This window comes from Anaeromonas gelatinilytica (genome assembly GCF_016820635.1).
Taxonomy (GTDB): domain Bacteria; phylum Bacillota; class Clostridia; order Tissierellales; family SIT17; genus Anaeromonas; species Anaeromonas gelatinilytica.
This window is the reverse complement of sequence record NZ_WSFU01000009.1, coordinates 1-14,812: the sequence shown is the minus strand read 5'-3', so window position 1 is coordinate 14,812 and position 14,812 is coordinate 1. Positions and strand designations below refer to the sequence as shown.

18 protein-coding genes are annotated in these 14,812 nt (G+C 27.5%); 14 read left to right on the top strand and 4 right to left on the bottom strand.

Annotated features, from left to right (window positions below; translation table 11 throughout):
• Positions 1–46 precede the first annotated feature (46 nt).
• From GOQ29_RS00885 to GOQ29_RS00860, 6 genes are all read left to right on the top strand, one after another.
• Positions 47–901: a threonine aldolase family protein gene (locus GOQ29_RS00885; protein WP_203370504.1), complete on the top strand. Its 855-nt coding sequence runs from the start codon at positions 47–49 to the stop codon at positions 899–901.
• Positions 902–920: 19 nt separating this feature from the next.
• A complete protein-coding gene (locus GOQ29_RS00880; protein ID WP_203370494.1) occupies positions 921–1,637 on the top strand; it encodes a class I SAM-dependent methyltransferase in 717 nt (238 codons plus the stop codon).
• A gap of 108 nt (positions 1,638–1,745) precedes the next feature.
• On the top strand, positions 1,746–2,507 hold the full coding sequence (locus tag GOQ29_RS00875) for a MerR family transcriptional regulator (protein WP_203370492.1): 762 nt from the start codon (positions 1,746–1,748) through the stop codon (positions 2,505–2,507).
• Positions 2,508–2,659: 152 nt separating this feature from the next.
• Complete coding sequence (locus tag GOQ29_RS00870) at positions 2,660–3,472, top strand: glycosyltransferase family 8 protein (RefSeq protein WP_252187471.1); 813 nt, start codon at positions 2,660–2,662, stop codon at positions 3,470–3,472.
• Positions 3,473–3,565: 93 nt separating this feature from the next.
• A complete protein-coding gene (gene cls, locus GOQ29_RS00865) occupies positions 3,566–5,101 on the top strand; it encodes a cardiolipin synthase (protein WP_203370489.1) in 1,536 nt (511 codons plus the stop codon).
• A gap of 101 nt (positions 5,102–5,202) precedes the next feature.
• Positions 5,203–5,793: a hypothetical protein gene (locus GOQ29_RS00860; protein ID WP_203370487.1), complete on the top strand. Its 591-nt coding sequence runs from the start codon at positions 5,203–5,205 to the stop codon at positions 5,791–5,793.
• 102 nt (positions 5,794–5,895) lie between these two features.
• Here the strand turns inward: GOQ29_RS00860 and GOQ29_RS00855 are convergent, their stop codons facing one another.
• The gene (locus GOQ29_RS00855; RefSeq protein WP_207750623.1) at positions 5,896–6,411 is read right to left on the bottom strand and encodes an ECF transporter S component; all 516 of its coding nucleotides are present in this window, start codon (positions 6,409–6,411) and stop codon (positions 5,896–5,898) included.
• A gap of 255 nt (positions 6,412–6,666) precedes the next feature.
• Here GOQ29_RS00855 and GOQ29_RS00850 point away from each other — a divergent pair, with 255 nt between their 5' ends.
• The 7 genes from GOQ29_RS00850 to GOQ29_RS00820 all read left to right on the top strand — a co-directional run bounded on the left by GOQ29_RS00850 (position 6,667) and on the right by GOQ29_RS00820 (position 11,090).
• A complete protein-coding gene (locus GOQ29_RS00850; protein ID WP_252187470.1) occupies positions 6,667–7,365 on the top strand; it encodes an N-acetylmuramoyl-L-alanine amidase family protein in 699 nt (232 codons plus the stop codon).
• 25 nt (positions 7,366–7,390) lie between these two features.
• Positions 7,391–8,131 (top strand): GTP pyrophosphokinase, encoded by a 741-nt coding sequence (locus GOQ29_RS00845; protein WP_213018393.1) that lies wholly within the window; start codon positions 7,391–7,393, stop codon positions 8,129–8,131.
• A 133-nt stretch (positions 8,132–8,264) separates the two neighbouring features.
• A complete protein-coding gene (locus GOQ29_RS00840; protein ID WP_203370485.1) occupies positions 8,265–8,645 on the top strand; it encodes a DUF134 domain-containing protein in 381 nt (126 codons plus the stop codon).
• Between the two features lies 1 nt (position 8,646).
• Positions 8,647–9,015, top strand: a complete 369-nt coding sequence (locus tag GOQ29_RS00835) for a NifB/NifX family molybdenum-iron cluster-binding protein (RefSeq protein WP_203370483.1) — start codon at positions 8,647–8,649, stop codon at positions 9,013–9,015.
• A 1-nt stretch (position 9,016) separates the two neighbouring features.
• Positions 9,017–9,877, top strand: a complete 861-nt coding sequence (locus GOQ29_RS00830) for a nucleotide-binding protein (protein ID WP_203370481.1) — start codon at positions 9,017–9,019, stop codon at positions 9,875–9,877.
• On the top strand, positions 9,855–10,715 hold the full coding sequence (locus GOQ29_RS00825) for an ATP-binding protein (RefSeq protein WP_203370480.1): 861 nt from the start codon (positions 9,855–9,857) through the stop codon (positions 10,713–10,715). The genes GOQ29_RS00830 and GOQ29_RS00825 overlap by 23 nt, the downstream gene beginning before the upstream one ends.
• Before the next feature lie 18 nt (positions 10,716–10,733).
• Positions 10,734–11,090 (top strand): NifB/NifX family molybdenum-iron cluster-binding protein, encoded by a 357-nt coding sequence (locus GOQ29_RS00820; protein WP_203370478.1) that lies wholly within the window; start codon positions 10,734–10,736, stop codon positions 11,088–11,090.
• A 251-nt stretch (positions 11,091–11,341) separates the two neighbouring features.
• On the opposite strand, the gene GOQ29_RS00815 is transcribed toward GOQ29_RS00820, so the two are convergent.
• Together GOQ29_RS00815 and GOQ29_RS00810 are read right to left on the bottom strand one after the other, a co-directional pair.
• Positions 11,342–11,875: a YeeE/YedE thiosulfate transporter family protein gene (locus GOQ29_RS00815; RefSeq protein WP_350445949.1), complete on the bottom strand. Its 534-nt coding sequence runs from the start codon at positions 11,873–11,875 to the stop codon at positions 11,342–11,344.
• A gap of 68 nt (positions 11,876–11,943) precedes the next feature.
• Complete coding sequence (locus GOQ29_RS00810; RefSeq protein WP_203370474.1) at positions 11,944–12,642, bottom strand: YeeE/YedE thiosulfate transporter family protein; 699 nt, start codon at positions 12,640–12,642, stop codon at positions 11,944–11,946.
• Between the two features lie 240 nt (positions 12,643–12,882).
• On the opposite strand from GOQ29_RS00810, the gene GOQ29_RS00805 reads away from it, so the two are divergent.
• Entirely contained in the window at positions 12,883–13,779 is an 897-nt protein-coding gene (locus GOQ29_RS00805; protein ID WP_203370472.1) for a LysR family transcriptional regulator, read from the top strand.
• On the opposite strand, the gene GOQ29_RS00800 is transcribed toward GOQ29_RS00805, so the two are convergent.
• Complete coding sequence (locus GOQ29_RS00800) at positions 13,776–13,994, bottom strand: sulfurtransferase TusA family protein (protein ID WP_203370471.1); 219 nt, start codon at positions 13,992–13,994, stop codon at positions 13,776–13,778. The genes GOQ29_RS00805 and GOQ29_RS00800 overlap by 4 nt on opposite strands.
• Positions 13,995–14,812 lie beyond the last annotated feature (818 nt).

Genomic DNA, 14,812 nt, shown 5'->3' with positions numbered 1-14,812 from the left:
AATTAAAATTTATAGGTTTTTATAAGGTTTTTATAGACAATTATAGATTTTATGCAACGGTACTCAGACTAATTTATTATTCATATCAAGTTCTTTAAGACCTCATCAAGCTGTAATTGCAGCTGATACAGGACATATTAATGTTCATGAAACAGGAGCTATAGAAGCTACTGGACACAAGGTAATTGCAATGCCAGCTAAAGATGGTAAACTTACTCCAAAAATAATACAAAAAGCTTTAGATCATCATAAAGACGAACACATGGTACAATCTAAGATGATATATATATCCAATTCTACAGAACTAGGAACAATATATTCTAAAAGTGAATTAATTGAAATTCATAAAACTTGTAAGGATAATGGATTAACTTTATTTCTTGATGGTGCAAGACTGGGCTCTGCTTTAACATGTAAAAGTAATGATCTTAAATTATCCGATATTGTAAAGTTAGTAGATGCTTTTTATATAGGTGGTACTAAAAATGGGGCATTATTAGGAGAGGCTTTAGTCATTTGTAGAGAGGATTTGAAAGAAGATTTTCGTTATTTAATAAAACAAAGAGGAGCTTTAATGGCTAAAGGATTTGTTGCAGGAATACAATTTGAGGGATTATTTCAAGATAATTTATTTTTTGAATTAGCTACTCATGCTAATCAGATGGCAGAGAAGATAGGAAATGCTTTAATAGATTTAGGATATTCTTTTTATGCCCCATTAACATCTAATCAGTTATTTCCAATTTTGGCAGATGATATATTAGATAAATTATCTGAGGAGTTTTTATACTCAATCGAAGCAAAGGTGGATAAAAATAAAAGTGCAGTTCGTTTTGTAACATCATGGGCAACTACAGAGGAAAGTGTAGAGAAATTAATTAGATTTTTTAGAGAAGTATAAATGAAAAAGAGGTGACATAATGTCAAAATTTTATAAGGAAATATCTAAATACTATGATTATATATTTCCTGTGAAGGATGTTAAATTTAATTTAATAAAGGAAGTTTCAGGAGATTATCCAAAGGATATTTTAGATGTAGCCTGTGGTAGTGGAGGATATTCTAAAAAATTAAGAGATGAAGGATATAATATTACTGCAATAGATTTAGATGAGAATATGATAAATAAGTTGAAAGAAAAAGATAGTGAGATTGATGCTCAAGTTCTAAATATGTTAGAAATAGAGAAATTGAATAAAAAATTTGATACAATATTTTGTATAGGAAATTCCTTAGTTCATTTAAATAATGATGAGGAAATAGGTGAATTTTTAAAATCATGTAATAATTCTCTTAAAACAGAGGGACGAATGCTGATTCAAATAGTTAATTATGACAGAGTATTAGCTAAGAATATTAAATATCTTCCCACTATAAAAAATAAGGAAGTAAATTTAGTATTTGAAAGATATTATGATTACTTAAAAGATAAACATAAGATTGATTTTAGTACAATATTGAAAGTTGAAGATAGAAAATTTGAAAATAATGTATATCTACATCCTATAAAATCAAAAGGAATGAGAAGCTTAATAGAAAAAGCAGGTTTTTCTTCTATTAAATTTTATGGAAATTTCGATAAGGGAGAATATGAGCCTATGAAATCTTTTCCTCTGGTGATTGTTGCTGAAAAATAATATGAGTATATAGTAAAAACATCTATTTGGAATAATAGATGTTTTTTATTTATATATTTATTGACATTAACGTAAAGGTGTATAGTTTTATTGTAAGGAGGTGAAATGATGGAATATACAATAAAAAAGTTAGCAAATATAGCGGGGATTAGTTCTCGGACATTAAGATATTATGATGAAATTGCAATTCTTAAGCCTGTAAGGATTAATTCATCAGGATATCGTATATATAGTGAAAAAGAAGTTGATAAATTACAGCAGATACTTTTTTATAAGGAATTAGGTGTAGAGTTAAAAATTATTAAATCAATAATAGATTCACCGGGTTTTGATGAATTAAAAGCGTTAAAGGAACATCACGATAAACTTCTTAATAATAAGAAGCGATTAGAAATATTGATTAGAAATGTTAAAAAAACAATTGATTATAAGAAAAGGAGAATTAAGATGAGTGATAAAGAAAAATTTGAAGGATTTAAAGAAAAGTTAGTATATAACAATGAAGAAAAATATGGAAAGGAAGTACGAGGAAAATATGGTGATGATGTAGTGGATAAATCGAATAAGAAACTTGAGAAAATGACACAGGAAGAATATGATAGAGTTACTACATTGGAAAAAGAATTTATAGAAAAACTTAAAAAAGCTTTTGAAAGTGATGATCCTAAAAGTGAATTGGCGCAAAAAGCAGTAGATTTACATCGCCAATGGTTAAGTTTTTTCTGGGATGATTATAGTAAAGAAGCTCATGCTGGACTTGCACAAATGTATATAGATGATGAAAAATTTAGATTATATTATGATAAAGAGAAACCTGGAATGGCTAAATTTCTTAGAGATGCAGTTTTTGTATATATGCAAATAAAATGATGTATAATGAGACAGATAATTCTGTCTCATTATACATATAAAAGTATTAATAGCATTCTAAATTTGCTGTATTTTTGATAATATATTAAGTAAATATGTTATAATAAATATAAAATTATGGTAATTTTAAATTATTAAAAGGGGCGTGATTTATGTATATGAATGTACTTGTGACATTAGATCCTAATTATATAAAGCCATTAAAGGTAATGCTTAAATCACTTTTTCTGAATAATGAAGAAGAAAAGTTCTCGATTTATTTAATGCATTCTAGTCTTAATGAGGAGGAATTAAACGATTTAAATGATTATGTTAAAATTCATGGTAGTGATTTAGAAGAAATAGCCATTGATGATGAATCTTTTAGCAATGCTCCCACTCTTTTACATTATACCAAGGAAATGTATTATCGTTTATTAGCATTTAAAGTTTTACCTGAAAATATTGATCGTATTTTATATTTAGATCCTGATATTTTAGTGATTAATTCAATAGAGGATTTATATAATATTGATATTGAGAATTCATTGTATGCTGCAGCATATCATGACAAGATTACCGTAAAAGAAATTAATAAATTAAGACTATATCCTTATGAAATTGATGCATATTATAATTCTGGAGTACTTTTAATGAATTTAGATCTTCAGAGAAGAAAAATTGATGAAAAATCCATATATGCTTTTGTAGAAAAAAATAAGTCTAAACTGATTATGCCTGATCAAGATATATTGAATGCACTTTATTCAAAAAATATAAAGAGTTTAGATGAAAAATTATATAATTATGATGTAAGGTATTATGGATATTATAAATTCAAAAGTAGTGGAAAATGGGATATGGATAAGGTTATAAAAAATACTGTAATTTTGCATTTTTGCGGGAAGAAAAAGCCGTGGAAAAAGGATTATGGAGGAAAATTTCAATCATTATATAAGCATTATGAAAAGTTAGCATTAAATTAATATATATAATTTAAAATTTCTATGTCGAAATTTGCGAATAATGGGACAGAGAACCGTCCCCTTGTCCCATAATAACTTTAAAGAGAGGATACGATGAAATTTTTAAGAAAAGTTATATTTAATAGAATTATTTTTGTCATTATTGCAATATTAATACAGTTGTTAGTTTTAACTGGAGCAATATTGAAGTTTAATGAATATTTTGTTCTTTTCTATGGAGGAAATGTACTTATAAGTATGATTGCAGTGTTGTTGATTATTAATAATCCTATAAATCCAGCATATAAAATTGCTTGGATAGTACCTATATTATTATTTCCTATTTTTGGAGGATTGTTTTATATTTTCTTTGGAGGAAATAAGTTAAGCGGAAGAACAAAGAAGAGAATGAAATCTATAGAATATAAAACAAGGGAAGTGTTGTTACCTCATGAAGAAATTTTGAATGATATGAAATCTAAAAATGAGGTTGCCTTTAATCAATCTAAATATATTCAAAATTATGCTTATGGTCCTCCATATAAAAATACAGTTGCAAAATATTTTTCAAAAGGAGAATTGAAGTTTGAAAGGCTAAAGAAAGAATTAAAAAAGGCAGAGCATTATATATTTTTAGAGTATTTTATTATTGAAAAAGGGGTAATGTGGGATAGTATATTAGATATTTTAGTAGAAAAGGTTTCTCAAGGTGTGGAAGTTCGAGTTATTTATGATGATTTAGGCTGTACTTTTACTTTACCTTATAGATATGATAAACAGCTTGAAAGTATGGGAATTAAATGTTCTATTTTTAATCCATTAATTCCAGTATTATCTCCTAGATTAAATAATAGAAATCACCGTAAAATTGCAATAATTGATGGACATACAGCTTTTACAGGAGGAATTAATTTAGCAGATGAATATATAAATGAGTATGAAAAGTATGGTCATTGGAAGGATTCTGCTGTTATGATAAAAGGAGATGCTGCATGGAGTTTGACAGTGATGTTTTTATCTATGTGGGATTATGTGAGAGGAATTAATGAAGATATTAGTCAATATAAGAAAGAGGTTTTAAATGATTATAAATATGAAGATACTGGGTATATTCAACCTTTTACTGATAATCCAGTAGACGATGAAACAGTTGGAGAAATTGTTTATCTTAATTTAATTAATAAAGCTAAAAGATATATTTATATAACTACTCCTTATTTAATAATTGATAATGAAATGGTAGTGGCTTTAACTTCAGCAGCTAAATCTGGAGTAGATGTTAGAATAATTACTCCTCATCATCCTGATAAATGGTATGTTCATGCAGTGACTAGGTCATATTATGATAGTCTTATAGAGTGTGGAGTTAAGATATATGAATATACTCCAGGTTTTATACATTCAAAAACATTTGTAGTAGATGATGAATTTAGTGTCATTGGTACTATAAATATGGACTACAGAAGTTTGTATCTCCATTTTGAATGTGGTGTTTGGATGTATAATAGTGACACTATTATTGATATGAAGAATGATTTTCTTAATACTTTAAAGCTTAGTAAAAATATTACATTAAAAGATGGTGAACACATTAAATGGTATAAGGTAATTGGACGTTCAATATTAAGATTATTTTCTCCATTGATGTAATGTATATGAATTTTAAGAAATTCTTAAGATATATTTTACCTATTCTTTAATGTTATAGTGTATAATAATAATTGGTTCATTAAACATTAAAGGGGGCAAAAATGGGGAAATATTATATTTACATAGTTCTTACACGAACAAATACAGTATTATCTAGATTGATACAATTATTTAAAAGAGATGAATATACTCATGCATCTATTTCGTTAGATAAGAAACTTAATTCTATGTATAGTTTTGGAAGAAAAACTACTTATAATCCTTTTATTGGAGTTTTTAAACAGGAAGATATAAACCAAGGAGCATATAGATTTTGCAAGACTTTACCTGGTATAATAATGGAATTAGAAGTATCAAAGGCTCAGTATGAAAAGGTAAAAGAATTATTAGATGAATTTATATATAATAGTCATATGTATAAGTATAATTATATGGGTTTATTTTATAGTTTATTTAATATGACAGTGTATTATAATGATAGATTTTTATGTTCAGAATTTGTATATTATGTTTTAAAAGAAAGTGGAATTATAGATTTAAATATATCAAGAAATCTTGTGAGACCTCAAAACTTACTTAAATTAGAAAGTAATATAATATATAAAGGTAATATTAAGGAAATAAAAGTTTGTCATAATTCTATGGATACAAATGAGTTAAATATTAAAACATTTAGTGTAGTTAATAAGTAAAAGAAATTTATAAAATTATATTCTCCCCTCATAGTAGACAGTTTTTTAATAAAACTGTTTATTATGAGGGGAGTTTTATAATTGGGGAGAAAATTTTAAATATTATTTATTGTTCTGTATTTCTTGTTTATCAGTCATTAAATTAAATTGTTTTGATTTGTCAAGTGTTTTTATTATAACGTAAGATATAATAGCATCTGCAGAGTGGTGTAGAGCAGTACCAATTCCAGTGATAATGAGTAAGTTGTAAACATCAAAACCTACAAATGGTATAATTACAAGGACTTCAAGTAATCCATGTATTGGTGCAGTAATAGCTGAAACCTTGCCAAAAGACATACCTTTTTTTATAAGTTTAGCACCTATGAGTCCAACAAAAACATGCATAAAGGCTCTAGCCCCAACTAATGGTCCAAGATTTAAGAAAAATCCAAGTGCAGATCCAAGTCCTACCATAATAGCAACTTCAGGTCCAAAGAACATAGAAATAAACATAGGTACATGGGAACCTAATGTTGCAGTAAATGGCGGAATTATAACCTTAAAAAATACTGCAAAAGGAATAACAATTGCAAGAGCTGTTAATAATGACATAATTGTTAATTTTTTAGTATTCATTATAATACCTCCTAATATAATTTACATTATCATAACATGTGTATACACACATGTCAATACAGAATGTGAAGTTTGAAAATTATTGAACAAATAGGATAGAAGAAGCATTTATTTTATAACTAAAACATGATAAAATTGCATAAAATTATATATATTGATTCATTTCAATTATATATATTAATTTTTGACATAATTCACATAGATTTCACATTTGAAAATTATAATATAAAAAGATTCAAAGGAGGAACTTTAAATTTGAATAGAAGAGCAAAAAGAAGAATGAGAAGAAAGAGGAGAATGAAAAGACGGTTAAGATTTATTGGATTTGTTTTATTAGCTATGCTAATAATTTTTATATGGAATAATAAATTATTTGTTGAAGGTAATAAGGATACTAGTGAAGCAGGAGAAACATTTAAAGTAGTAATTGATCCAGGGCATGGTGGAAGTGATGTTGGTGCTACAGGGATAAGCGGCTTATATGAAAAAGATTTTACATTGAGTTTATCTAAAAAAATAAAAAAAATTTTAGAAAAAGAAGAACAGATAGAAGTTTATATGACAAGAGAAGATGATACTTTTATTTCAACTGAAGATTTATATAGACCTAAATTTGCGAATGAACTAAATGCAGATTTATATATTTCTATTCATGGAAATACATTCAGTGACTCAGATGTGTCTGGTACAGAATCATTTTATTTTCATGATGAGTCCAAATACTTCGCAGATCTTATTCACAGACATGTAGTGAATGCAACTGGATTTAATGATCGTGGAGTTAAAGCAAAAGACTTTTTCGTTGTAAGATATGTGGACATGCCTGCAGTTTTGTTGGAAATAGGATATTTAACTAATCCTCAGGAAGAACAGAAAATGCTAGATGATGGCTTTCAATATTCTATTGCGACTTCTATAGTTGATGGAATTAAAGAATATTTAGAAATAGAATGATACAAAAGACAAGGAGTGAGTATATATGACAGAAGAAGATATGGTTAATATTAAAGAATTTAGAATGGAAATGACTCGCTTTATGATGCAATATAAATTTGCATTAAATGAGATCAATACAAAGATTGATATATTAAAACAAGAATTTCAGTATATTCATGAATATAACCCTATAGAACATGTTAAATCCAGAATTAAGACACCTGAAAGCATATTAAAGAAAATTCGAAAGAAAGGATGTGAATTTTCTTTAGACTCTATAAAGGAAAATATTAAAGATATTGCAGGTGTTCGTATAACAGTTTCATTTATTTCTGATATATATAAATTAAGTGATATGCTACAAAGTCAAGAAGATATAGAAACAATTAGAATTAAAGATTATATTAAAAATCCTAAGCCTAATGGTTATAAAAGTCTTCATTTAGTTTTACAAGTACCTATTTTTATGTCTGATAGAGTTGAGAATGTGTGTGTTGAAGTGCAGATTAGGACTATTGCTATGGATTTTTGGGCCAGTCTGGAACATAAGATATATTATAAATTTAATAAGGCAGTGCCTCAAGTATTGCTTGATGAACTTAAAGATGCAGCAGATTCTGTTGCTAAACTAGATAGAGAAATGGAAGATATTCATAATGAGATTGATGATTATAAGGAAAAACTTAGTTCTGATGATGAATCTCAACAAATTATAATAAATAATAAAAGTTTCCTTGTTCCAAATGAGTTTTTATATGATGTATTGAAGAATGAAAAAAAATAACATAATATTATGTTATTTTTTTTATTTTTTATTGACATATGTCATTTATATGGTACAATAAACATGTAAATGACATATGTCAATAAAACAAAAGAGAAAATAAATAATTGTAAATAGGGAGTGATGAAATTTTATGCCTAGACCTAGAAAATGGAGAAAGGTATGTTGTCTACCGGAAAATGATAGATTTGGACCTTTAGGTATGCCTAAAAATAGAGACGAGATAATAAATATGACAGTAGATGAATATGAAACTATAAGATTAATTGACTTAGAAGGTTTAACTCAGGCTGAATGTTCTGAACAAATGAATATAGCTCGTACAACTGTTCAAGGTATATATAGAGAGGCTCGTAAAAAATTAGCAGAGTCTTTAGTAAAAGGTAAAATATTAAAAATTGAAGGTGGAGAATATAAAATATGTAGTGGACATAGGAATAGATGTGGCAATGTGGGGTGTGGAAGACGGGAATTTAAAAGAAACTGGAATGAAGAAAATTTAGGAGATGATTAAGATGAGAATAGTAATACCTGTGGAAGAAAAATCAATGGGTTCAAATGTATCCGAAATTTTTGGAAGAACACCATATTTTCTTATATATGATAAAGAAAATAAAAAAGAGGAGTTTATTGAAAATACTGCTTCTAATAGTAGAGGTGGAGCAGGTATAAAAGCAGCTCAAATAGTTGTAGATAATAAAGGAGATGTATTATTGACTCCTCAATGTGGTAGAAATGCTACGGATGTTATAAAAGGAGCAGAAATTAAAATATATAAAACTGAGAGTAGATCAGTAAAAGAAAATATAGAAAAATTTAATACAGGAACATTATTACCTCTTGATAATATACATTCAGGATTTCATGGACATGGAGAGAAATAATATGAAAATAGCAGTATTGAGTGGTAAAGGAGGAACCGGCAAAACTCTTTTGTCTGTAAATTTAGCTTCAGTAGCTGATAATGCTGAATATATAGATTGTGATGTTGAAGAGCCAAATGGATACTTATTTTTTAAGCCTGAAAATATAGAAATAGAAAAGGTAAATGTAAAAATTCCTGAAGTAAATCAAGAATTATGTAATGGGTGTCGTAAATGTGTAGACTTTTGTAAATATAATGCTTTAGCTTATATAAATGAAAAATTAGTGATATTTGATGATATTTGTCATTCCTGTAGTGGTTGTACTTTATTTTGTCCTCAAAATGCATTGACAGAAAAAGAAAAAAACATTGGAGAAATTCAAAGGGGAATCTCTAATGGAATTAATATTACTACTGGAATCATGAATACTGGAGAAGCATCGGGAACAAGTATAATAAAAAATATTCTTAAAGAGGATTTTAATAAAAAAGATATTACAATTATCGATTCTCCTCCAGGAAGTGCATGTATAGTAATGGAAACAATTAAAGATGTTGATTATTGTATATTAGTAGCAGAGCCTACTTTATTTGGCGTTCATAATTTAAATATGGTACATGAATTGGTAAATTTATTTGGTAAATCTTATGGAGTAGTTTTAAATAAGGATTTTGATGGTAAAAATCCTGCAGAAGATTTTTGTTTAGACAATAATATTAAAATATTAGGTAGAATTCCCTTTGATAGTGAACTTGGAAAGATTAATTCAGAAGGTATTATTGCTGCAAGAGAAAATGAAAAGTACAAAAAAATCTTTTCAAATATACTACAAAGAGTAATTAAGGAGGTCGAGCAGGGTGAAGCAATTATTAATTCTTAGCGGAAAAGGAGGAACTGGAAAAACAACTATAGCAAGTTCTTTTATTAAGTTATCTAGTGCTAAGGCTTTTGCTGATTGTGATGTGGATGCTCCTAATTTACATTTAGTCATGGAAGATTTTAGTACACCAAAAATTTCTGATTACTATGGATTAGATAAAGCTTATATAAATCAAGATAAATGTGTAAAATGTGGTTTATGTATGGAAAATTGTAGATTTGATGCTATAGGATTAAGGGATAATTATGAGGTGGATTATTTTGAGTGTGAAGGTTGCGGAGTATGTGAAGAAATCTGTCCAGTAGATGCAATTGAACTTAGGCCAGTAATTGCTGGAGAATTAAAATTGTATGATGATAAAAAAATATTTTCTACTGCTCAATTAAAAATGGGAAATGGTAATTCAGGATTATTAGTGACTGAAGTAAAGAAACAAATGAAAACGGCTATAGGAGAAACAGAAATTGCAATAATAGATGGATCACCAGGAATAGGTTGTCCTGTTATAGCATCAATAAGTGGTGTTGATATGGTGTTGATAGTTGTAGAGCCTTCTATATCTGGAATAAATGATATGAAAAGAATAATAAACACAGCAGGGAATTTTGGTACTAAAATTGCTATTTGTGTAAATAAATATGATACAAATATAGAAAAATCAAATGAAATAAAAGATTTTGCTGATAAATATGATATAAAATTTATAGGAAATATTCCCTTTGATATAGAAGCAGTAAAGGCTATTAATAGTGGTAAAAGTATAGTTGATATAGATTGTAAAGCGAGAGAAGCTATAGAAGATGTCTATAAGAAAACTATTAATATGTTAATAAAATAATATTTAGGAGATGATTATATGAAAATTGCAATTGCAAGTGAAGGAAAAATAGTTACTCAACATTTTGGACATTGTCAAAACTTCAATATATTTGAAGTAGAAGATGAAAGAATAGTTAAAAGTGAGTCAATTCCAAACCCAGGTCATAGACCAGGCTTTTTACCAAATTTTTTACATGACAATGGAGTTGATGTAATAATATCAGGTGGTATGGGTGGTGGAGCAGTTACCATATTTAATGATAAAGGGATAGAAGTAATTACTGGAGCTACAGGAGATGTTGAATCAGTAATAGATAGTTATATAAAAGGAAATCTAAAATCTACAGGTTCTATTTGTAATGAGCATCAGCATCATGAAGAATGTGAAAGTTAAAAAAATGGCTTGATATCTAGATATCAAGCCATTTTTTTAGGGTATAAAATTTTAGGATGCCCAATTTCACGGACTTTTTAAAAGAATTTTTGTATGTAAGAATAATTCTTTATTTATTATGTAATACGTTAGCTTGGTTTGTTTAGGTAGATAACTAGAGTTTAGAATTGGTTGAAGATCAAAGTTTAAGTATAGTAGTAGGATTAGTTTGTGACGGTATTTTAATATTTACTTTTAGAAAGATCTATAAATTACATAAAGAACTTTATTAATAATTTACTACCAACTATGGAACCAATGAATAGAAACAAAGTAAATATCCATCCTGAAAGGGATAGTGATGAAATACCACTATACATTGCACCTATGGTACAACCAAAACTTATTCTTGCTCCATAACCCATTAATAAACCGCCTAAAATTGCTGCTATAACTTGCTTTTTTGATTTGATTTTCTTGATTTTAAACTGAGAGGCTAAAAGGGAAGCTAAAAGTGCACCTACAATAATACCAAGGTTTCTTATAGAGCCAGGGTCATTAAAAAAACCAGAATTTAAAGTACTTTGAGCATTATTATTGCTAAAATAGTACCAACTGTCTACGTTACCACCTATTAGTCTATATATCCATGCTCCCCAATTTGCAAAGACTTTAGAAATTCCCCAAGGTTCATTAGTAGTAGCTAATGTAACTATTTGAAATATAGATAAAAGTACTGCACCAACTAGATATGGCCATGAACTTTTTAGCCAAAGTTTGAAGTATTTATTATCTTTAAAATTCAAGTTTAACATCCCCTTAATAATACTTGATTTATAACGAATATTTTTAATATCTCTATTCCATTAATTATTTAAAAATCTTGTTTTATCTTTTGCCATTTATCAGCTAATATATATAATATAGCGATTAATAGTAGTTGAATAATAACTGCTCCTAACCAACCAAATATATCTGGTAAAAATATTGCTTTTCCTTTTAAAATGATATGTTTCTTCCACCAACCAAAATCATGAGCCCCCCAAAGAGAACCAATAATGAAAAAGAATAGAGTTAATACTTGTAATAAAAAACCTTCTCCTATTCTCATAATAGTACCAGACCCGCATCCTCCAGAAATAACCATACCTATACCAAACATAAAAGCACCAATTATTGTTGCGAAGCTAATGGGAGCAATATAATTTTGACCAGGAATATCCAATCCATTAGAATATGCACCAAATTTTATTGCTGTAAAACCAATAGTAGTAATTGCAAAAGCTACGAGTACTGCTTTAGTTAAGGCAGTACTTCCTGTGATATAAGGATCTCTCATAGAAGCGGTAAAACAAAATCTTGATTTTTGAAGTATGAATCCAAAAGATATACCAACAATCCAATATAAACCTAATTCAATGGAGGTATTAGATAATAAAATTCCACTTATTATTATACCTATTGTAACCAGAATTCCAAATGGAATTTGATTTTTTACTGACTTTTTATTTTTTAACTTACTATAAGGAGATTCCTCTCTTATAGATGAATAGTTGATTTTTGATTCAGTCATCAGATCACACCTCCCTTTTTTAGATATGGATGATATGAAATCAATTGTTTTATTAACAAAATTGTATCATAATAAATAATTTTAGAGTATCTTATAATAATTTAATATATTATAATTATAACAACAAATAATATATAATGAAATTACAAATATGCAAAATGACTCCAATAATTCACAAAAATTTTTTATTTATTAAATTATGAATGGTATATGTTATAATATAACAAAGGAGGGACTGTTTTGCATATAGAATGTTTTGACTATTTCCATAAAGTTGCGATGGCTAAGAGTATATCAAGGGTGGCAAGTAGTACTCATATCTCTCAACCTGCATTAAGTCAGCAGCTTCAAAAACTTGAAGAGAGTTTAGGTTATGGTCTATTAATAAGGAGTAATAAGGGCGTAGAATTAACTGAAAAAGGGAAAATAGTATTGAAATATGCTGATAATATTGTAAGAACTTATGAAGCTATGATAGAACATCTTAAAGAAGATTCGAAAAATAATCAAACTATTAAAATAGAAGCATGTTGGCCAATAGCTACTTATGCATTGCCATGTGTATTATATAAGATAAAGAAAAAATTTCCATATCATAATTATGAATTGATTTCTAATTCTTTTGAAGTAATAGAAGAGAATATTAGAAATAATATTGCTAATATAGGAGTGATTTATGGAAAGCCAAGTAATAAATCTTTAGAGTATTATGAAATAGGAAGTGATAATCTTTCTTTAGTAGCAGCATATGATTATGATATAGATGATGAAGTGAACTTTAAAGATTTGTTAAAACATCCATTTGTTTTACTTCATGATAAGCTTAATGTTGAAGAAGCTATAATAGAGAGGATTAAAGAATTTGGATATACATCTAATGAATTAAATATTCTTTATAAAAGCGATTCTACCGAGTCGGTTAAATCTTCTATTTTTAAAGGCTATGGAATTGCGTTTTTACCATATATTTCAGTAAAGAAGGAGTTATATGAGAAACGATTAAAGCTAATAGAAATATTAGATTTCTCTATTCAGTATAATATGTATTTAATAAATGAAAAAAACTCACAATTAAGTGAGCCTGTGAGTGAATTTATACACTACTTTAAGAAAATAGGGAAAGAAAATTTGTGTTAAAGTTTAGTAATAGCTATTTCCCAAACTCCATTAATTACTTCATCAGATTCCATTTTAACATTACGGTTCTCAAGCAATTCAATAAGGGCTTCCAAGGTACAACTGTGATCTGTTACTATCATAATAGATTCTCCAGGTTGTATATTTTGAAGCCCTTTTTTTGTTTTTATAATTGGAATAGGACATACATCCCCTAAACAATCAATTTTCTTCATTTTAACGCTCCTTTAATATAAGATTATAAATATTATATCATAATTATATGTTACAATGTCATTTTTCCTTTTCATCGGCCTACGCTTCTCATGTAAGTGAGGTCTTATTTTAGATTTTAAAGATATGAAATCTAACATTAATTTTACCTTACCCTATGTGTTAGGATAGTTGTCGTATAAAACATATATTTCTATTTCTTTTTTTGTTTTTTAATTATTTGCGTTCTTTTGTTTAATTTATGATATGGTTATTTCCTTTTTATTTATAGATTTATGGTGATTAGGATATGGTGTCATATCGAAAGAGGATTTAGCATAATTTGAACTAAAAACTATTTAATTTACATTAAATTAACCTTTAATATATATTTTTTGAAAATTAAACATCCAAATCACGTTTTTATAAGTAGTAGAGCGGATTATGAGTATATTATTACTCCGCTCTGGAAAAAGTTGGCGTATTTGTGTTGTAATTTTCAATTTATTGTGATATACTGGTAAACAAGTTAAAAATTTTTGAAAATTCAAATTATTAAGAAAGTTCAAACAAGCGTGTAAAAAAACTAAAGTTGAAGTGAAAAAGATTTGCATGTTAATTTTATAAAGTGTACAAGCTATGGATAATTTTGTTGGTACAAAATTTCATTCTTGAAGTGTTTTTTATTGTTTAGGAAAGTTAATTTAACAAAAGTTTTAGACTATTGATAAATACAAGAGTTAGTAGTTACAGGAAATATTGGAAGACAATAAAAAATAGGGGTTGTAGGGGATGGAATCCCCTGCCGTATTAGAAGGGTGCTCAGGTGCACGTTTTATGC